This is a genomic window from Cyanobacteria bacterium GSL.Bin1 (assembly GCA_009909085.1).
Lineage (GTDB): Bacteria > Cyanobacteriota > Cyanobacteriia > Cyanobacteriales > Rubidibacteraceae > Halothece.
The window spans coordinates 52,623-72,730 of sequence record JAAANX010000194.1 but is presented as its reverse complement, the minus strand read 5'-3'; the positions used below and the strand labels follow the sequence as shown (position 1 = coordinate 72,730).

Annotated in this window: 18 protein-coding genes; 11 read left to right on the top strand and 7 right to left on the bottom strand. The window is 44.4% G+C overall.

Annotated elements, in window-relative coordinates:
* From GVY04_22595 to cynS, 3 genes are all read right to left on the bottom strand, one after another.
* Nucleotides 1-1,113 (bottom strand): ferredoxin--nitrite reductase (locus GVY04_22595; GenBank protein NBD18817.1); only part of this gene is annotated, 1,113 nt, incomplete at its 3' end.
* A gap of 428 nt (nucleotides 1,114-1,541) precedes the next feature.
* Nucleotides 1,542-2,384, bottom strand: coding sequence for a formate/nitrite transporter family protein (locus GVY04_22590; GenBank protein ID NBD18816.1), 843 nt, complete (start codon nucleotides 2,382-2,384; stop codon nucleotides 1,542-1,544).
* Nucleotides 2,385-2,431: 47 nt separating this feature from the next.
* Nucleotides 2,432-2,878: a cyanase gene (cynS, locus tag GVY04_22585; GenBank protein ID NBD18815.1), complete on the bottom strand. Its 447-nt coding sequence runs from the start codon at nucleotides 2,876-2,878 to the stop codon at nucleotides 2,432-2,434.
* An 850-nt stretch (nucleotides 2,879-3,728) separates the two neighbouring features.
* Here cynS and GVY04_22580 point away from each other — a divergent pair.
* The 6 genes from GVY04_22580 (at nucleotide 3,729) to GVY04_22555 (ending at nucleotide 9,817) form a co-directional block, all read left to right on the top strand.
* The gene (locus tag GVY04_22580; GenBank protein ID NBD18814.1) at nucleotides 3,729-3,914 is read left to right on the top strand and encodes a hypothetical protein; all 186 of its coding nucleotides are present in this window, start codon (nucleotides 3,729-3,731) and stop codon (nucleotides 3,912-3,914) included.
* Nucleotides 3,884-5,173, top strand: coding sequence for a dihydroorotase (locus GVY04_22575; GenBank protein ID NBD18813.1), 1,290 nt, complete (start codon nucleotides 3,884-3,886; stop codon nucleotides 5,171-5,173). Before GVY04_22580 ends, GVY04_22575 begins: the two co-directional genes overlap by 31 nt.
* A 12-nt stretch (nucleotides 5,174-5,185) precedes the next feature.
* Nucleotides 5,186-5,737 carry a signal peptidase I gene (gene lepB, locus GVY04_22570; GenBank protein ID NBD18812.1) on the top strand — a complete coding sequence of 184 codons (552 nt, stop codon included), beginning with the start codon at nucleotides 5,186-5,188 and terminating at the stop codon, nucleotides 5,735-5,737.
* A 115-nt stretch (nucleotides 5,738-5,852) separates the two neighbouring features.
* Nucleotides 5,853-6,755, top strand: a complete 903-nt coding sequence (locus GVY04_22565; GenBank protein ID NBD18811.1) for a hypothetical protein — start codon at nucleotides 5,853-5,855, stop codon at nucleotides 6,753-6,755.
* 138 nt (nucleotides 6,756-6,893) lie between these two features.
* The gene (locus GVY04_22560) at nucleotides 6,894-7,868 is read left to right on the top strand and encodes a 3'(2'),5'-bisphosphate nucleotidase (protein ID NBD18810.1); all 975 of its coding nucleotides are present in this window, start codon (nucleotides 6,894-6,896) and stop codon (nucleotides 7,866-7,868) included.
* Nucleotides 7,869-8,089: 221 nt separating this feature from the next.
* The gene (locus GVY04_22555; GenBank protein NBD18809.1) at nucleotides 8,090-9,817 is read left to right on the top strand and encodes an ATP-binding cassette domain-containing protein; all 1,728 of its coding nucleotides are present in this window, start codon (nucleotides 8,090-8,092) and stop codon (nucleotides 9,815-9,817) included.
* Nucleotides 9,818-9,861: 44 nt separating this feature from the next.
* On the opposite strand, the gene GVY04_22550 is transcribed toward GVY04_22555, so the two are convergent.
* Complete coding sequence (locus tag GVY04_22550; protein NBD18808.1) at nucleotides 9,862-10,239, bottom strand: c-type cytochrome; 378 nt, start codon at nucleotides 10,237-10,239, stop codon at nucleotides 9,862-9,864.
* A 54-nt stretch (nucleotides 10,240-10,293) separates the two neighbouring features.
* On the opposite strand from GVY04_22550, the gene GVY04_22545 reads away from it, so the two are divergent.
* Nucleotides 10,294-10,530 (top strand): hypothetical protein, encoded by a 237-nt coding sequence (locus tag GVY04_22545; GenBank protein NBD18807.1) that lies wholly within the window; start codon nucleotides 10,294-10,296, stop codon nucleotides 10,528-10,530.
* Nucleotides 10,531-10,544: 14 nt separating this feature from the next.
* On the opposite strand, the gene GVY04_22540 is transcribed toward GVY04_22545, so the two are convergent.
* Complete coding sequence (locus tag GVY04_22540; protein NBD18806.1) at nucleotides 10,545-11,102, bottom strand: AAA family ATPase; 558 nt, start codon at nucleotides 11,100-11,102, stop codon at nucleotides 10,545-10,547.
* Nucleotides 11,080-11,883 carry a hypothetical protein gene (locus GVY04_22535; GenBank protein ID NBD18805.1) on the bottom strand — a complete coding sequence of 268 codons (804 nt, stop codon included), beginning with the start codon at nucleotides 11,881-11,883 and terminating at the stop codon, nucleotides 11,080-11,082. The genes GVY04_22540 and GVY04_22535 overlap by 23 nt, the downstream gene beginning before the upstream one ends.
* A 105-nt stretch (nucleotides 11,884-11,988) precedes the next feature.
* Here GVY04_22535 and GVY04_22530 point away from each other — a divergent pair, with 105 nt between their 5' ends.
* The 4 genes from GVY04_22530 to GVY04_22515 all read left to right on the top strand — a co-directional run bounded on the left by GVY04_22530 (nucleotide 11,989) and on the right by GVY04_22515 (nucleotide 14,509).
* On the top strand, nucleotides 11,989-12,552 hold the full coding sequence (locus tag GVY04_22530) for a methylmalonic aciduria and homocystinuria type D protein (protein NBD18804.1): 564 nt from the start codon (nucleotides 11,989-11,991) through the stop codon (nucleotides 12,550-12,552).
* Nucleotides 12,553-12,695: 143 nt separating this feature from the next.
* On the top strand, nucleotides 12,696-12,923 hold the full coding sequence (locus GVY04_22525; GenBank protein NBD18803.1) for a 4Fe-4S dicluster domain-containing protein: 228 nt from the start codon (nucleotides 12,696-12,698) through the stop codon (nucleotides 12,921-12,923).
* A 34-nt stretch (nucleotides 12,924-12,957) separates the two neighbouring features.
* On the top strand, nucleotides 12,958-13,686 hold the full coding sequence (locus GVY04_22520) for an ATP-binding cassette domain-containing protein (protein NBD18802.1): 729 nt from the start codon (nucleotides 12,958-12,960) through the stop codon (nucleotides 13,684-13,686).
* Nucleotides 13,687-13,780: 94 nt separating this feature from the next.
* Nucleotides 13,781-14,509 carry a hypothetical protein gene (locus GVY04_22515; GenBank protein ID NBD18801.1) on the top strand — a complete coding sequence of 243 codons (729 nt, stop codon included), beginning with the start codon at nucleotides 13,781-13,783 and terminating at the stop codon, nucleotides 14,507-14,509.
* Between the two features lie 101 nt (nucleotides 14,510-14,610).
* Here the strand turns inward: GVY04_22515 and GVY04_22510 are convergent, their stop codons facing one another.
* Nucleotides 14,611-20,061 carry a DUF748 domain-containing protein gene (locus tag GVY04_22510; GenBank protein ID NBD18800.1) on the bottom strand — a complete coding sequence of 1,817 codons (5,451 nt, stop codon included), beginning with the start codon at nucleotides 20,059-20,061 and terminating at the stop codon, nucleotides 14,611-14,613.
* Nucleotides 20,062-20,108 lie beyond the last annotated feature (47 nt).

The following is a 20,108-nucleotide window of genomic DNA, read 5'->3' as shown; positions in this document are numbered from 1 at the left end:
TTTTTCTTCAGCAATATGAGGAATAATCACATTTTGTTCGACGGTCAAGCGAATTTCACTTTCCCCGTAAACTTCCGCTAAACGAGCCAAATCAAATAAATCATTAGCGGATAATCGCCCAACAGGAACATTCATTCCTACATAATATTTACCCGCTTGTTTTTGGGCATGAACACCAATATGATCGCGCTTATCCCAATCAATCACATCTTCTGCGGCTGCAGTGGCTAAAGGTTGACCAAACGCTTCTTTAACTAATTTCCGAAACTCGTCCATTCCTAATGCTTCAATCAACCACATTAAACGCGACTTTTGACGATTGGCTCGCAACCCATGATCGCGATAAACTTCTAAAATTGCTCGGGAAATCCCCACCACAAATTTTTCTGTTGGCGGAATCCAAACATTAAGCGGAATTGCTGCTTCACATCGTTTAGAAGAAAAGAAACCACCCACTAGAACATTAAATCCCAATTTGCCTTCTTTATAAGCCGGAACAAAGGCAATATCGTTAATTTCGGCATGAACAGAATTATCTCGTCCGCCTTCAATGGCAATATTAAACTTACGGGGCAAATTCGTAAATTCAGGATTGCCTTCCCCAGAATTGGTAATCATATCTTGTACTTTTTTGACCAATTCTCGGGTATCAATTAATTCGTCTCCATCTAATCCCGCCATGGGAGAACCGGTGATGTTACGAACATTATCCATTCCGGACTGCATAGACGTCATGCCAACCGTATGCAATTGTGAGAAAATCTCTGGAATATCTTCTAAACGAATCCCTCGCAATTGAATATTTTGACGCGTCGTAATATCTGCACTACCGTCATCCCCATAGCGCTGTACAATCTCAGCAAGAACTTGCGTTTGTTCACTATTGAGAATGCCATTGGGCGTTCGCATTCGCAACATAAACTTCCCTGGTGTTACGGGACGATGAAAAATTCCTAACCATTTCAAACGTTGTTCAAGATCGGTTTTATCAACCGCTTCCCAGCCAATTTGGGCGAAGTATTCTAGTTCTTCTTTAACGGCTAGTCCATCTTTTTCTGCTTTGAATTTTTCAAATTTATTTTTGGATTCTTGTAAATTCTCTGTAGTAGTCATATTTTTTTAAGTCGCTTGTATATTCCACTAAATTCAATGAATAATTAACCACTTCTATTCCTGATTTAAAAAGAAGCCTGTGTGAGTAATTGTATAGAGAGATACCATTTTTCCCTTTCAATGTGTTTTTTCCATTCTATTAATGCAAGAAAAGAATTAACAGCGATTGCAGGGGTAACAGCCTTTCACTCCAACTATGAGATTTTTGTGGGCAGTAAGCAATTAGGTTAGGACGTTTGATGTGGCTGGGAATACGACCGTCTCGGTCGCTACTGTTCTCGTAACGTCCTGACCAAAACCCGTAGCGCTATAGAGCAATCGTTAGTGATAACTTATCCCCACAAACCCCCTGATTAAAGGGGGCTTTGAGCAAATCTAGAAGGGCTATATTCTATCCCAGTATGATTTTTCTGAGTAGTGCAGTCTAATCATTTCACTTGACTTTCCACTTTTTCATCTGAAGAAATAGTGGCAACTCTGGGTTGGGGAGTCTCGCCATAAGTTGCATAAAATAGGCAGCCAACAAACAACCCTCCACCAATTAAATTACCAATGGTTACTGGTAAGAAATTCCACAAGACCATCTCGGTTCCTGAAATGGGAGAACCGAGGGTGAATCCTGTCAAAATAAAGAACATATTAACAACAATGTGTTCCAGATTCAGTGCGACAAACGTCATAATTGGCCACCAACAAGTGAGGACTTTACCAGGAACAGATTGACTAACAATCCCTAGCATGACTCCGAAGCAAACTAATATATTACAGATAATTCCTCGTACAATCATCAGTAAGAAACCATTCGCTCCCATTTCGCTGACACCAATGGTTCTGGTTTCTGCAATTGACATAATTTTCTGCGCTACCTCATTGGGCTCGATTGTAAAAGCGTTGGTTAGGGAAAAACTGATTGCTAAGGCTGCAACTAGACACCCTAAAAAGTTTCCCAAATAGACCCAAAGCCAATTTTTAACAATCAATCCCCATCGGGTCAGTCCTGATAGTTTAGCCGTCGCCATTAATGCAAAATTTCCAGTAACCAGTTCCATTCCAAAAAGGACAATAAGCACAAAACCCCAAGGAAAAATAACAGCAGCTACGAATGGAATCCCAGATTGAACGGCGACTGTCATCCCTAACGTTGTTGCAATTCCTAATATTAATCCAGAATAAAAGCCACGAATTAACATATCCTTGACGGAAAGCCTTGCTTTTATTTTTCCTGCTTGTGCCATCTTTTTAATGACTTCGCGAGGTAGAGTGTAATCCATTTTAAAATTCTCCTATTTCCCTTAATTCCAATTCAACATTGATTGATTTACCACTTTTTATAAGGTAAAAATTTCCCTTCCATAATCATTTGCACGCGATCACCTTTGGGATCTTCTACTTTTTCGACGTTGAAAGTAAAATCGATCGCGCTCATAATGCCATCGCCAAATTTCTCATGAACAACACTTTTGACCGGCATTCCATAAACTTGCATAATTTCATACAACCGATAAATTAAGGGATCGGTTGGAATTTGAGGGTCTAAAGATCCTTTTAAGGGAGGTTCCGTCAATTTCTCTGCTAATTCAGTACCTAATCCTAAAGCAGAAAGAATTTTTTTTGCTTCTTCATCATCGGCACTGGCCTGACGATAAATAACAGAAGCAATCCACACCTCATCGCGCCCAACCGCTTTTTCAAGATCAGCAAACGTCATCCCCTTTTCTTTTTTCGCTGCCAATAACTTGCTAGTGATTTCGGGAAACTCTTTCATTTAGATACCTCTATCCTTTGCATTAGTGCTACGCTATCCTATGGCTTTGGTACAAGCTGTATAAGTTATTACGAATTGAAAAGAAAAATGAGAACTAAGGGCTCACTTTTTCTGAGACTGGCATGATTAATTACACAAGAAAATCAGCAATTTGGAAACATTTCCGAGCTAAATTCTCCTGAAATTAATTTCTGAATTTGTTCTAATCTACTCATTAAAACTTAGTATTTTCGTGTTATTTGTTACAAAAAAATAAGCTTTATGTTGAAAATGCATCAAATATTGACTAAATTGACATGATAGAAATCGCGAAATGTGTTAGTTCAATTATGTTATTTAAATCACCATCAATTCGTTATTTTTGTATTTTGGTCAAAATTAACTGAAGTCTCTTTTCGATTCAGATTAATTCTGAAAATATCGAAAAGAAAATCAGATCAAAGATGACAGCAAAAATGACAAACTTGATAATGGCAAAATCGATTTGTAGGGTGTTTTCGCTTTTGTCATGACTCGGTTGCTTAGTTAAAGAGTGTTGAACATTACTGTTATCTTGAAGGGGTTGATCAAGCTGAGTGTAATTAAGATTGATGCGATGGTTTGATAGCATATCAATTCGCGACTATAGATGAGTTGTCGTGCGTACTGTGTCTAAGCATTACGAACAGTTATTGGTAGGTAATGCTAATTAAAACCAAAAGAATAAAACGTATTCAATCAGACATTATTGCCATAAAAATGCCATGAGTGCATGACTTTGATGTAATATTTTTAATGGCAATTCACAGCAAAGAATCAGTACAGTAATGACAGCAAACTTTTTTCTGGCAGAGAAATTAGGGTTAGAGCGATGGAAATTGTTAAATTACGCGCTATGGTAGAACGGGCAATTGATGATGGAGAACTTTCTCGCCGTGAACGAGATGAAATTATGGAGGCAATCTATGCTAAGAAAACAATTACACGGGAGGAATGTCAACTGATGCGGGTATTACAACTAAAAATATGGACAGCGGAGATCACAATTCAGCGTTAATACAACTGTTACAACAAGTGCGTCTTTTAGATCCAGCCTCGAAAACTGAACAAATTGCCGATGTACTCATCGAAAATCATCAGATTCGAGAGATCGCTTCTGAAATTCCTGATTACCCTTCACAAACCCAGGTTAGGGATGCTGACGGTTTAATTTTAGCCCCAGGGTTAGTAGATCTCTACAGTCACAGTGGTGAACCGGGAAATGAGGACCGAGAAACCCTTGCTTCTCTGGGAAAGGCAGCATTAGCGGGAGGTTTTACTCAGGTTGGCATTCTTCCCCATACTCAACCCCCACTCGATCACCCAGGTCAGATTGAGTGGTTACATCGTTTAACCCCGTCAGATGCCCCTCAATTTGAGCTGTGGGGTAGTTTAACCTTAGCAGGAAAAGGAGAACAAATGACGGAGTTGGGTGAATTAGCCCAAGCCGGCATTATTGGCTTTAGTGATGAGGTGTCTCTGTGTAATTTAGGCTTATTACGGCGGATCTTAGAGTATTTGCAACCTTTAGGGAAACCGGTTGCCCTAGCGGTGCGCGATCGCGCTCTCAGTAATAATGGAGTCATGCGGGAAGGGAAACTTTCTTTGCAAACCGGTTTACCCGGCGATCCCGCGATCTCCGAAACCGCTACCCTTGCTGCAATTTTAGAACTAATCGCTGCTACTGAAACCCCCGTTCATCTGATGCGGATTTCTACAGCCCGCAGTGTCGAGCTAATTGCAGCAGCAAAAGCCAGAGGCGTTCCCATTACAGCAAGTACAACGTGGATGCACTTACTCTTAAATACGGCTGCTGTGACCAGTTATGACCCGAGTTTAAATCTCAGTCCTCCTCTGGGCGATCGCGCGGATCAAATGGCGTTAATTGAGGGGGTAAAAACGGGCGTGATTGATGCCATCGCTGTGGATCATACCCCCTATACCTATGAAGAAAAAACCGTTGCCTTTGCCGAAGCCCCCCCGGGTGCGATTGGGCTAGAGTTAGTGCTGCCCTTGTTATGGCAAAATTTTGTCGAAAGTGGAGAATGGACTGCCTTAGACTTATGGCAAGCGTTGAGTCTTGCACCGCGATCCTGTTTTAAGCAACCCCCACTGCGTTGTGCTGTCGGAGAACCCACAGCAGCGATTTTATTTGATCCCAAAAGGGCTTGGACAGTCTGCAAAAGTAATTTAAAATCGCTGAGTGCGAATACCCCTTGGCTTGGTAAACAAATTACCGGTCAAGTTGTCGCAACCTTTTTTAGTCACGCAAAGTAACCTTCAATTATAGTGGAAAAATCTGAATCAATTTGGCAACAAGTTTGGGAAAACCTAAAAGCAATCGCGATCGCGCTCATTGTAGCCTTTTTAATCCGACTTTTTATTGCTGAACCCCGTTATATTCCCTCAGACTCGATGTTTCCGACCCTTGAAGTCGGGGATCGAATTGTGGTGGAAAAAGTCTCTTATTATTTCTCCTCTCCCGAGTACCGAGATATCATTGTTTTTAATCCGCCGGAATTATTACAAAATTTTGGCTACGAGGCGGATCAAGCCTTTATTAAAAGAGTGATTGGTGAGTCAACAGAAACCATTGCCGTCAGAAATGGCAACGTTTACATTAATGGCGATGAAATTAAAGAACCCTACATCAAAGAACCGCCCAATTATCAAATTTCTCCGATTACCGTTCCGGAAAATAAACTCTTTGTTTTAGGAGATAATCGTAACAACAGTAATGATTCTCATGTTTGGGGGTTTTTGCCAGAAAAAAAAGTCATTGGTCGCGCTGTGTTTCGTTTTTGGCCACCGGATCGCATTGGTCTCATCAGTGGAAATTAACAGCGATATCCCGTTCAAAGTGACACAAAAAGAATTGTCCCTCGTCTAGACTTGGAACTAAAGTAATTGAATTACGACATAACTAAGTAGATGTCTTTTCACTCTAAGGAAGTCAATGATGTTACGCTCTCTCACCCTCAGTTTATCGGCATTGGCAGTTACCTTCGGTAGTGTTAACTTGCCGGTTAATGCCAACCCGTTATCCTCATTTCTTCTTAATATCAACTTACCGGAAAATCAAGATTCCTTGTCGCGCATTTTGAGTAACCGTCAAACGCAAGCCTCAGAATTTGAGTCTGGACAACGGATTGCCCAAGCCCCACAAAACGTACCAGAAGTGATTGTTGATACGGTTCCTGATGATGGATCGGGATCCCAATCTTCTTCTACAACTTCTACGTCTTCTACGACTTCTACTTCTTCCAACGGAGAGGTTGTCATTGAAAGTCAATCCTCAACCTCCACAACCGTTGAAACGGATCGCCGCTTCACTTGTGAATACAATAATGGTCAATACACCGTGATGTATAACCCCCAAAGCCAGCCCGATGAAAGCTATCCTTGGGCAATTCCGCAGCAAATGGGAGGGAACTGGTCGCCGCAAAGGCGTTGTAGTGAAATTAGTCAACGTTTGGAACTCTATCGTCCCGATGGCTTGTTAGAGCTGCAAACCAGTGTGATGAATAATGAAAATATTGTCTGCGTAACCAGCCAAGATGATCCCAGTTGTCGAATTGTGTTTACGGTTCCCCGGGGACAAGACCCTATTACTACGCGCGATCGCGTTTTTGAGAATCTCGCTGATGCCAATCAAGGCATTTCAACCAGTGGGGTCAATACCTTTACCAATAATTCGAGTTGGGAGGACTTGTTAGGGGGGAATACTAGCGAAACCGATGAGAGTATTGATCTCCGTCCGTTTTTAGCTCAGGATGATGGTGGAACCGGTGAAGCGCTGCGTTCGACGAATTCGTCTTCAAATTCCCCTTCTCGTTTAAATCCTGACCTATTTCGCTAATTTTTTTGCGTCGGGGATGGCTCTTGTTTGGCCTCATTGTGTGGTATTTTTGGAAGGACGTGATCAACGCCAACCGATGGGTGATCGCTCCTTCAATGAGGGGACGACAGGATTGAAAATTTGACAGAGGGGTGAGAAATGGCTTACGAAAAAGAAGTCGCAGTTGGAATTGAAGCAGCCTTGAGTGCTGCAAAATTATGTCAAGCGGTCCGCGGCAATATGCCGGATCACATTGAAAAAGAAGACCGCTCTCCGGTTACGATTGCTGATTTTGGTTCCCAAGCCATTATTTGTCAAGCCTTAGCCCAAACCTTCCCCAGCGATCCGGTGGTGGGAGAAGAAGATGCAACAGCCCTGCGTTCCCCAGAAATGGCAGAACAGTTGGCGCAAGTCACGGACTATGTTAAGCAACAAGTTCCCAATACGAGTACCGATGATGTGGCAGAGTGGATTGATCATGGCAATGGTGAACCTAGTGAACGGTTTTGGACCCTCGATCCAATTGATGGGACAAAAGGCTTTCTCCGGGGCGATCAGTACGCGATCGCGCTCGCTCTTTTAGAAGAAGGAGAAGTCAAAGTGGGGATCCTCGCCTGTCCTGCCCTTGCCCTGGATCTCGCTGCCCCCTTGGATCAAGAAGGACTACTCTTTGTTGCCGTTCGCGGAGAAGGAACGCGGGTCCGTCCTTTAAGTGAAGAAAACTGGAATACCATCAGTGTCACTTCTCCCAATGATGAAGAACATCTCCGCTTTGTCGAGAGTGTTGAAGCCGCCCATGGCGATCAAAGTCTACAAAACGCGATCGCGCAAAAAGCAGGAATTAAAAGCCAATCTTTGCCCATTGACAGCCAAGCCAAATATGGTGCCGTTGCCTCTGGTTCTGCTGCCCTATATCTGCGGCTTCCCTCCCCGAAAAAGCCAGATTATCGGGAAAATATTTGGGATCATGCGGCGGGAACGATTGTTGTGGAAGAAGCAGGGGGACGCACTAGCGATATGTATGGCAAACCCCTTGACTTTTCGGTGGGAACGAAACTCTTCCAGAATCGAGGAATTGTCGTCAGTAATGGTTCTCTCCATGAGGCAGTATTAGCCGCGTTGAGTGAGGGCTAAATTAGCTTTGCTGAAACGTCTTGCGATCATCCTTAAAGAAGCCATTGGAAAACCTCTACCCGATTGAAAGCTAGACCTAGCTCGACGAAGCATTGGTGGTTTAACGGTCGTCTGACTCAATATTTAAAGTCAGAACTCCCCATTTGAAGAAGATGACTCTGGAATTGAGCCTCAATTAGCGTTAAACTTCCATTTCCTAACCGCTTAACTTGGCCAAACCATTGAAACAACCTTCTTCCTATTTACAACTTTTCCCCTATATTCGTCCCCAAGCCGTAACCATTGGCCAAGCCTTAGCTTGCACTGTCATTTTTGTGGGCATTTGGCCCCTGCTTGCTTGGTTAGCGGGACTAATTTCAACCGCAGTGGGAGAAGGGAATGTCAGTCGGAGTGCTCAACTAGCAGGGATTACTGCTGTTTTGTTCCTGGTGCAAAAAGTGGCTCAGTATGGTCAGGATCTCCTCATGGCAAAAGTTGCACTGGCTGTGGCGTATGATGTCAGAACGGCGGTGTATGGACACTTGCAAACCCTCAGTATCGACTATTTTGAAACCACACGCACAGGAGACTTATCCTATCGCCTCACCGAAGATATTGATCGGGTAGGGGAAGTGGTGAATAATATCTTCCATCAATTTATTCCCAGTGTCCTGCAACTGGTTGCTGTTTTGGGTTATGTAATTTATTTGAATTGGCAACTGACGCTGGCGTTACTGGTGGTTGCACCGCTTATTGCGATTCTGATTAGCGGGTTTGGGGAAAAAGTGCAAACCCTCTCTCGCCGCAGCCAAAACCGGGTGTCTGACCTTTCTTCGATGCTGACAGAGGTATTTACAGGAATGCGATTGGTGAAAGCCTTTGCAGCAGAAGATTATACCTTAGATAAATTTTGCACCGAAGCAGCACATAATCGCAATGCTCGCTATGCCGCAGAACGCCTAAAAGCGATACAATTCCCAATTGTGGGGTTTTTAGAAGCCCTCGCCGTGTTACTTCTTTTCCTGTTGGGAGGATGGCAAATTGCGCAAGGGAATCTCACCACCAGTGAGTTTATCAGCTATGGGGCAGGCGTTTTGATGTTAATTGATCCCATTTCCATTACCACCACAAATTATAATGAGTTTAAGCAAGGGGAAGCCTCTGTCGCCCGAGTTTTTGAGTTGATGGCGATTCAACCTCGTGTGAGAGAAGAAAAAGGCGCGATCGCGCTGCCCCCGGTCCAAGGAGAAATTGCATATCGTCAGGTTGCTTTTGCTTATCCCGAAAGTCACGATTGGGTATTAAAAGACCTCAACTTTACTGTACAACCGGGAGAAATGTTAGCCCTAGTCGGCGCTTCCGGGGCGGGAAAAAGCAGTTTAGTCAATTTACTTCCTCGCTTCTACGATCCTCAGCAAGGGGAAATCTTAATTGATGGCACCAACATTCGCCACGTCACCCTCAATAGTTTACGACGTCAAATTGGTATTGTCCCCCAAGAGACGATTTTATTCTCAGGGACCATCGCTGAAAATATTGCCTTTGGCCAACCAGAAACTAGCATAGAGGCGGTAAAAGAAGCTGCCAAAGTTGCCAATGCTCATCAGTTTATTTCGCAATTAGCCCAGGGCTATTACACCTATGTCGGGGAACGAGGAATGAATCTTTCCGGGGGACAACGTCAACGGATCGCGATCGCGCGAGCAGTATTACTCGATCCGAAAATTCTTATTCTAGATGAAGCCACCTCCGCCCTCGATTCCGAATCAGAAGCCTTAGTTCAAGAAGCGCTCGATCGACTCCTCAAAGAGCGTACCGTTTTCATTATTGCCCACCGTTTAGCCACCGTTCGTGGGGCCGATCGGATTTTTGTCTTAGAACAAGGTCAAATTATTGAAGTGGGAACCCATGAACAACTCCTTGCCCAGAAAGCCCGCTATGCTCAATTTTACGCTCAACAGTTTCAGTAAGGTTAGTCCTTTGTCGAAGTCTCTAATGACCAATGACTGGGATCTTACAGTGTTTCCAAATACCCCAATAAATCAGACATATCTTGAGGTTTGGGTTGGAATTTGGGCATGGGTGGCGTATCGCCACTGATCACTTGTTGAATTATATATAACTTCGATTTACGTTCTGAAATATTATGTAGGCTGGGGCCAACATTGCCATCTGCTTTCGCACCATGACAACCGGCACAATTAATTTGAAAAATTGCCTCTCCTCGTTCGGGATCACTAGGGGCAGCGAGAACTTCCTGTATGTAAGGATCAGATACCTGATACAGATAAACTCCAAGTACGCTAAGACCGACGAGGAGCAAAGCACAAATTATTATAATTGTCAACCGCTTCACCAGTTCTGTGACTGGTTTCGCTACTTGATTTGTCACTATTTTGTTTGTACTGTCCACGCCCAATTAAGTTTATTTAACAGTTCTAACTAAATGTTACCGCTTTTTTACCGAACTTATCATGAGTCTCTGTTTCTTGACCAACGGTTGCAGCAGGCATCTTCCTCAGGGGACAAGGAAGACAAGGAAGACAAGGGAGACAAGGGAGACAAGGGAGACAAGGGAGACAAGATCAGCACACTCATCCTCAAGACAGAATTGATCGCCCAGGAGAAGGCTTTGGCAAAAAAATCCCCCTTAGCGGACTCGGTCAGGAGATCTTGCTTTTGAGAAAAAGCAGCGTATTAATCAGATTTGTCTTTGATGACAGATGGAATTTGTGTCAAAATTTCCGAGGCAACGGCACTCGGCGACTGTTCGGCTTCGATTTTAATTTGTAAATCAGCTTGGGCATAGCGATCGCGACGGTTTCCCAATAAATTTTCTAAGGTTTGTCTGGGATTTGCCGTTTGTAAGAGAGGACGACTCTTATCTTCTGCGAGACGTTCCATAATCAAATCAACGTCTGCATCTAACCACACTACTAAACCTTGTTGTAAAAAACTCCAATTATTTTGCTTCAGAATAATTCCCCCACCGGTAGCAATGACGCTACGAGTATAGGTTGATAATTCTTGTAAAATCTTTGTTTCTAACTCCCGAAAATAAGCTTCCCCCTCTTTCGCAAAAATTTCAGTGATGGCTTCCCCTTGAACTTGGGTAATCAACTGATCAGTATCGAAAAAACGATAGGTCAATTGTTGAGCAATCGCTTGACCAACAGCAGTTTTTCCCACCCCCATCATTCCAATCAGATAAAGATTTAAGCCTTGTAATAAATTAGCGTTTGTTTTCTTCATCATCCTCTTCGTTTTCATCTTGCGGCAGATTCCATAAGGGAGGACGAATGACGCGATAGTTCGCCTCGTAGATTGTGGGTGAATTAGGTTTTTCCTCCCCATCCTCCTGCTGATTATATCGGTCAGAACTAACATCTTCTTCAGCAAAAGACTCCTGTTGTGAGGATCTTTCCGGATTGGGATCTCCACGATAGCGATAGGAAGAAACTGAACTTTGTTGCACTCGTTGTTCCCGTTCTTTTTCTAGATCATCCCTATCATCAAAATCATAATCGTTATTATTTGTCACCGGATTCTTCTTTTGACGCGGTGGTTCTTCAATATTCCAGTCATCATCGATATCATTCCAATCTTCTCTTTGGGGAGGAGACTCCCAATCTTCTTCTTCTTCTTCCTGATCAAAAGCACTGCCAACGGTGTAATTAATCCGCTCTGTTTGCTCAGATTGAGCAGTTTTTTGCTGATTAGAAGTATTTTTAGCGGTAAAGTTCTCCGGTTGTTCTTCTTCTACTTTCGGAAACTCAAAATCACTATCTTCATCATCATCCCATTCCCGAGGTCGTCTCGCTTTGGGGACAAAAACACCGAGTAAAAATTGTAAAAAAATACTGGCGATGAGTCCCGCGATCGCGCTCAGAATTAGCCAAATTCCAACGGGAAGCGCAACCGTTTTACTGCCAAAAATTATAATTGCAATCAGAGGGGAACGATTCTGGAGAAAAAAAATCAGTCCTGCTACCAGAATAATTGCCCAAATCGTTAGTTTTATCTTTGCATTTTTCATCTTTCCTGATGTCATCCCTAACCCATATTGTGTTCAATTTTGCTAGCTATTTTTCCGATAGAATGTCAAACTATAAATAATCCTCTATTCATTGCAGTTACGAATATGGTTAATCCCTCAATTCAACTGCCAAAAATTTCTCCCGTCCTCACCTTGTTTGCTGCACCGGAAGCCGCCTTGGAAGTCTATATTTGTCAACCGACTCCTTTCGTGCAAGATAACTTAGAAAAAATGTTGCCGGATTGGACACTTCCCACCGCTTGGGTGATCATTATTTTGCAGAAGGCACAGTTTTCCTTATGCGCTCGCTCAAATATTGTAGAGCAAGAAAAACAACGATTGCGAGAACGATTCATGCGCTTTGGGGTAGAAGTTGCCTTCGACTTAAAAGAACAGGGCACTCTTGCTGATCTGATTGATCCGCGAAGTGGACAACCCTTACTCTCTCATCCCGGTGTTCTCAATCATGATGATGTGAAAGTAGTGTCCACCTTACTCGGTTTTCACACCGATCCTGGCGATTGCACTTGCATCATTCATCCCCAGTGGGGTGATGCAGTTTATCCGAGCGTCATGTTATCCTCTGCCGATCCCAAAACAATTAAAGCGGTACTAGAAACAGCAGCGGATCGGTTTCACTGGCAAGTGAGCCATTCTCCGGAATCGTAGGGCGATAGCCCGCGCCGAAAGCATTCCGGAGCGGGGCTTTCAAGCTGGAGCAAAGCGTGAGGACGGAAATGAATTCCGCGGTCACTTAAACGGGCTGTGTTATTCTGTGGGAGGTGAAGATGATTGAATAAGAAGGAGATACCGTGCCGTACACGATTGTTACAAATACTTGTGAAGGCGTGGCTGATTGTGTAGAGGCTTGTCCGGTTGCCTGCATCCACGAAGGACCTGGCAAAAATGAGAAAGGAACCGATTGGTATTGGATTGATTTTGATACCTGTATCGACTGTGGCATTTGTTTACAGGTTTGTCCAGTAGAAGGGGCAATTGTTCCTGAAGAACGTCCCGATTTACAGAATACGCCACAATAGAAAAAAAATATAAGCGAACCGCATTTCCTGTTCCATGAGTGATCTACTGACAGTTACAGACGTTTACGCGGGGTATGTCAAAGATTTATATATCCTGCAAGGGATTAACTTTTCGATTCAAATGGGAGAGTTAGTCGCCGTAATTGGTCCCAATGGGGCAGGAAAATCAACGCTGGCAAAAGCAATTTTTGGCTTGTTGACTCCCAGTCACGGTGAAATTCGCTTTAACGGGGAAAACATTGGGGGATTAAAACCCAATCAAATTGTGCAGCGGGGAATGTGCTATGTCCCTCAGATTTCTAATGTTTTTGCGGCGCTATCGGTAGAAGAAAACTTGGAAATGGGGGCATTTATCTGCAAAGGGTCGATCAAGCATTTGAAGGATAAAATTTACACCATGTTTCCGGTGTTAGCCCAACGTCGTCGGCAAAAAGCGGGAACCCTCTCAGGAGGAGAACGACAAATGTTGGGGATGGGACGCGCGTTGATGTTAGACCCCGACTTGTTAATTTTAGATGAACCTTCGGCGGCTTTATCCCCCCTCCTGGTAGCAACCGTATTTGAACAGATTCAAGCAATTAATCGTACCGGCAAAGCGATTATCTTAGTGGAACAAAATGCCCGGAAAGCTCTAGAAATGGCTCATCGCGGTTATGTTTTAGAAAATGGGCGCGATCGCGTTATGGGGTCTGGCAAAGAATTACTGGATAATCCCCAAGTGGGAGAACTCTATCTCGGCGCTGCTTATCAACAAGAGACTTAACGAAATTATCGGTTTTCTCGACTACCCATTACGGGCGTGATCAGCCACAATGATAAATAAAGTATCAGTTCAATTCGACTGAAAACAAACCGTTATGAGTAATAGTTACAACTTCCGCAAAGCCATGCAGGAAACGCGTGGCAGCGCGATTATTGGACCGAATGTCATTTCCAACGCGCTTCCTTATCTAGGAGGAGGCTTAGTTCTCACCGCCGTGGGAACCTATGGTGGCTTAGGCGTGATTAGCAGTGCGCCTCAACTGTTCATGCCCACCTTCATTGCTGCCATCATTGCTGAGTTAGTGCTCTTTTTTATTGCCCGAGGCGTTGCTGAAAACGGCAATAACAGCACTGCACTCCCATTACTGGCACTTTATAGCCTTTTGTCCGGTTATACCCTCAGCGGCTTAATTTTTGTTGCCCTCAATAGTAGCGCTGGCGTGGGTGGCGTTGGCATTGCCGCCCTCGGTTGTGGTGCCACCTTTATCGTTGCGCGATCAGTGGGTTCTAACCTTTCTGATGAAGATGGCATGGCGCTGACCAAAACAGTACAGTTGGGCGTCATTGCCCTGTTAGTGGTATTAGTGGGTCAACTGCTCTTTAGCTTGTTTGGTGTTTTTACCCCCACTTGGCTAGAAATCGGAATTTCTGGCTTTGGCACCCTGCTCTTTGCTGGCGTTGCTGTGGTTGACTTCTACATCCTTCCCCGCACCTATGAGGATGAAAAATACCTCCCCGCCGCACTCTCGATGTATCTAACTTACATCAACTTGTTCATCTTCATCTTACGTCTTGTCATTGCCCTGAGTGGCGGTCGTGAGTAATTCTCATTCAAATTAAGTTAGTTTTCTGCACCCTCAGCTGATGAGGGTGTTTTTTGTTTGCCTTTTCCCTAATTGTTTAGTAATTTAGTGAATAAGGCGCTTTAAAAACGGGTTTCATACTCAACTGTTAAGCTTTGATCATCAGATAAATCGGTTGAGCCTCGTAACAAAATGTCATCGCTTAAGCGATAACGAATACTGTATTGCAATGGCTGTTCCGTATTAAAGAGGGTGAGTACCGAAAAGGAAAAATCATTACTAATATCAATACCCGCCTCTGCAGCAAACCCTAATGCGGAATCGGAATTTTCTTCTCCTTCTCCTTCTTCCGTTTCTGTAGGAATTAGCGTCGGAAAAATCCGAAACTCACTTAAGCCTAAAGCATCGCCAATGGTGTTCTGAAAAGTGCCTAAAAAGGTAGAACCAGCTAAGTTAGCTAATCCTAAAGCAGTATTCCCTTGTCCAAAACCACTGGTTAACCCGCCACCGAGAAGGGCAACAATTTCCGTTTCACTCCGATTGGGATCACTACTTAAAGTCAGCACATCATTATTAGCCCTTAATTGTCCCGGTTGGAGTTCACTGGCCCGTCCTTCTACTAAAGCTTCTACTTCCACTGATCGTAACGTTCCCACACCCGGATTAATGCCAGTACTCACTTCGTTGGCTGCACTAGCATTACTAATACTCCCGCTCGTTTCAGTAACCGAGGTGACTAAACGTAGATTGAGAGTGGGGTCTAGCCCTTGGCTCGGAATAAATGTAGCAGTTTGTTCATAGCCGTTAGCTAAACGAAACTGAGTGGGCCCCAAATTCACTTGACCGCCTTCTAAGGTGATCGTTCCCTGAGGACGAAGAGTCGCCAGGGTGCCATTGAGAGTCAGATCTCCCTCCGCTAAGAAATTCATGATCGGTGGACGGGTCACCTTAAGGTTTTCCCCGAGCGTAATTTTTAAGTCCCTGAAGGCGAGATTGGAGGTATTATCTGGAGACGTCTCATTATTGGTTGGGGCTGAATCTTGTCCCGCTAAAATAATTTTTCCCTCTGACACGGTCATTTCCCCGCCAATTTCCGGCTCAATTACGCTTTGACCAATATTAATCTTTCCAGCAACCGCTCCTTCATAGAGATTAGGAAGGTTAACACTCAGGTCGTCTAGGGTAATATCGAGGCTTTCGGAACTAGCAGTGGGGTTAAATAAGGGCAATCCTCCCGTTGCAATGACTTTCCCCCCACCCAGATCAGCATTAAATTCTTCTAGGGAGAGCTGATTAAAATTAAATGTGACTCGGCTATTAATATTGGTTAACGGTTTGGGAAGCACTTCGGTGCCAATCTTAGCTTGGGAAAGCGTTACGACACCGCTGGTATTGAATTGGTTGAATTGAAAATTCTCCTGATTAAAAGGACCATTAATCGCAAGATTAACAGCCCCTTCTCCTCCCTGCCAGGTTAATTGACCATTCGTAATTACATCGAGTAAAGCCAAGCCATCATCTTGGAGGTTAATATCGATATTTAAATCGTCTGAGGCGGGAGGAACAACCGCAAAGGGAAGTTGATAGGGAATATCACCGCTGAGCGTGAGAGGGTCGCTATCTTCAGACAGTAACCCTTCGGCAAAGAAATTCAGTTGGGAGTTGTTATAGCTAAAACTGCCCTGAATCGTCTCAACAGGAGTTTGATTGAGCGTTGCTTGTTCAACACTGAGTTCCCCTCTGGCAGTGGGGTTATCTTGTTTTCCGGCGACAGTTGCTGTGCCGTTAACAAACCCGCTAACACCGATAAACTCTGGCAGTTCAACAATATCTTTTAAGTCAGCAATAGGAATTTGGTTCACTTGTAATTGGGCGGATTGGTTTTGCCCGCCAATGGTACCGGAAAGGTTGATAAAACTCTCTCCAGAGGCGAAGCGAACCGGGAGGAGGGTAATCACCCCATTATTCAGGCTACCCTTGGTTGTGACAGTTTGTGCTTGGTAGGGTCCCCATTGCCAAGTGTTGCCCTGGAGATTAAAGTTTCCTTGGATATCTGCAAGATTAAACGAGGTTCCTTGGAGACTAACCTGACCCGTAAAGTTGCCTTGAGCCGAATTAAGGGGCGGAATAGCAGTGACAGTGTCTTCTTCTGCTTGCATTTGCGCCAGAAGGGCTTTAATTTCGGAGAATCGTTGCAGTTGGGTTTGAATCGGTTGGTTTTTGATCCCAACCGCTGCAATATCTAGATCATCAGCATTCCCATAATTAGGAGTAGCAAAATTGGGGTTGAGATCAGAGAACTCAAAAAGTTGCAGCGCACTGAGAATGTCTTGAATCCGTCCTTGTTCAATGTTTAAGTTGGCTTGAAAATCTGGGTTCGGTTCACTCAGGTTGAAACGACCGCTGGCACGATATTTGCTTTCTTGTTCAATCAGAGTTGCTTCTTGGACAGTAACCGTGTTGTCAAAATAGGTAAAGTTTGCGGTGACGCGATCGCTGTTAAAGCGTCCTAAAGCAGGATCTAAGAGAGCAAGTTCCCCAGAAAGGTCATAATTGTTGAGATTGAGGGCGAGTTCTCCTTCTAAGCTTCCAGAGACCGGTTGAGTTGCTAATGAGGCGGGGAGAGGGGTGAAGTCTTTAACGAGGTCAAGGGGAATTTCATCTAACGTTACTTGTAAGGTGTTGTTTTGGCGGGTTCCTTCGGCAATGGCATTGTCTCGTTTAACAAAAAAGGAAGCGGGTTCGAGAGGGAATAAACGATTCGGTCGCGGTGAGGATAACGCCAACTGAATTTGATCAGGGGTTTCCGTATTTCCGATTAAGCCCAGCTGAAGCCCTTGTTCAGCGTTGATTTGGATCCCACCGGTCATTTCGGGGTCAAAGGTCAACCCTTCAACAGCGAAGTTTTGCAGACGAATCCTACCTTCGGCTTGAGGTTGGATCAAATTACCAGTAAGGGTCCCGGAAAAATTGGCGAAGCCCTGTACATCAGTTGACTCCATGGCTTGCGGACGCGGGAGTGGCAGTTGAGCTAAATTGAGTTGTTGTGCATCAACCGTTAAGTTGATTTGTTCAACAATGGCTTGTCCCTGCTGCTCAAAGTCCAGATCGACCACACCTTCGGCAAAAAAGTTTGTTGCTTGGGCTTCTTCAAGAATAACTTGTTGACCATCCCAACTGAGGCGCGTGGTCAGAGGACTCGTAATCAGGGCAAGTCCTTCACTGAAGTTTAAGTTGGCTTGCGCGGTAATTCCTGCGGGCGTGAGGTTATTAAGGGTCCCCTTCACGGTCACTTCGCCAGCGAGATTCCCTTGTAATTGGTCTGAAAATTGAGAGAGTTGGATATTTTTTGGAGTTGCGACGACTTGAAAGGCTCCTTCATCTAAGCGAATGACATTGGCGGTTACACTGCCCCCTGAAACTTGATTAACTGCGGCAGTTCCTTGCACCGTAATGCCGGCTGGGGTTAACTGATCTAAGGTTCCTTGAGCAGTGAGTTGAGTATCAATGACGGCATTTTGTAGGAGTGGCGGCAGGTTAGGAACAAAGGGAGAAAGCTTGAGACGGTCAGCCTGTATTTGCCCTTGCCAGTTCCCTTGATTTAGGCGAACGTTACTGAGCGCAATTTGTTGGTTTTGATCATTGCCATTAATGGTAATTGACCCAGACCCTTTACCTTGAATTTGGTTGAGGGCAAATTCTTTGATATCGGCATTGACCTGAAACTGTGCAGAGAGCAATTCATTGAACTCAGGTGGGGTTTGCGGTGCCAGTAAGGCGATGGGAATATCCCTGAGTTGGAAATCAGCATTCAACTGACCTTCATTCAAGGTCAGGTTGGTAGCAGCCAATTCTCCTTGCGGAACCCTTAACGAACCTGATCCAGTAACCCGCAGTTTTTCAGGAGAAAAGTCAGCAATATTAGCATCAAGGCGAAACTGTCCGGAAATAGGCTTTTGAAGTTGAGGAGGCACTTGCTCACTCAGTTGTTCGGGTTGCAAGGCATTGACGTTAATTTGAGCTTTTAGGCGACCTTGAGCCAGTTGCAATTCCGGTAGAGTTACTGTCCCCTCAGCAATGGCTAAATTGGCTGTTCCTTCTCCCTGAAGACGTTTCCAGTCCCTTAAGGATCCTCTAATTTCACCAGAGGCATTTAAGGTGCCAAGATCCTCAGGAAGATTCTCTTGATAAGGGCGAATGATCTCTCCAGAAACATCGTTCACCTGAAAATCTAAGGCAATTTTTTGGTCGTCAGTCAAGTTAAGCGTTCCTTGAGCAGTTACTGTTCCGCCTGTTTTGGGAGTCGCTTGAAAGTTCTCAACCTTGAGTTGTGTTCCTTGTACCGAGAGTTCCGTTTGCAAACGACTTATTTTGACTTGATCAACGGTTGTGGTTTCAGTGCTCTTGGCAGTGATGTTAATTTGGGGGTTATCTAAGGCACCGGTAATGGCAAGATTAGCTTCAATGGTTCCACTGATTGGAATTTTACTGGGATCAATATCAATGGCGGATAAAAGCTGAGCCACTGGAGTCGGTTCCACATTGGCTGTTAAATCATAGCCCTGAGCAAGGTTAATGTTTCCTTGGGCAGTCGCGTTAATGTCACCCAATTGAGTATTGAGATTTTCAACAATAATCTTTTGTCCAGCAAGCTCGAGCTTGGCGTTGGTGTTTTCAATCGCAGTGGTAAATTGGTTCAGTTTTCCCTCAAAATTGTTCAATTCGGCAGTTCCTTGAAAACTGGGCAAACTGCCATCTAAGGCAAGAGAAATGTTGGTTTGAGCGTTCAGTGTTCCTGCTGAAATATCGAGGGGTGAGGCAACTAAGCGGGCTAACTCAGCCACGGCTAATTGATTACTACTGAGCGCAATCTCCACTTCGCCATTTTCGAGTTGCGCTTCTCCTTCTAAGTCGAGACTACCTTGGGTATTGGTAACCGATAAGTTTTTGGCTTGAAAGGGAATGCGTTGATTATTATCCAGAAACTGGCTCTTGACTTGCGGTAAAGTTAAATTAACAGGCGCTTCTAGTTCTCCTGCTGGGTTGCGAGGGTGAAGGGCAAGATTCCCCTCTTCAATGGCAAGGGTTTTGACTTTAAACGCGATCGCGCCAGGGGGTTGCGGTGTGAGTTTTGTGGTGAACCATTTCCGATTGGGCGTTTGCTTAATCGTAATCTTGGGTTTGACGAAGGTAACCTCTAATTCCAGAGTCTGTTCAGTAATGAGCTTGAAGGGAGTAAAATCAATTTCAACAGCAGCAATTGTTGTTGCTTCTGAGTTGTCTTCTGTGGGTGGAATCACACTTGCGCCAAAGGTCAGAGAAGTCAAGGAAAAGGCTTCGAGATTCCCTACTTCAACGGGACGGGAGAGAAGAGCACTCATACTTTTAGCGACAGTTGGCGAGAGCCGATAATTCACAAAATACCAACCGTAAGTCACTCCTCCCCCTAATCCCAGAAGAATCAAAATCAGCAGCGATCGCAGCCAACGGGGCTGAGAGGGCGATGAGGGAGATGGCTCAGGAAGAGATGTCTCTGAGGTTGAATCCGATGGGGAATTAGGCTGAGCACTCATGATCGCAATTTAAAGATTAGGAGATTTAAGTTGAAAGGACTTCTCAC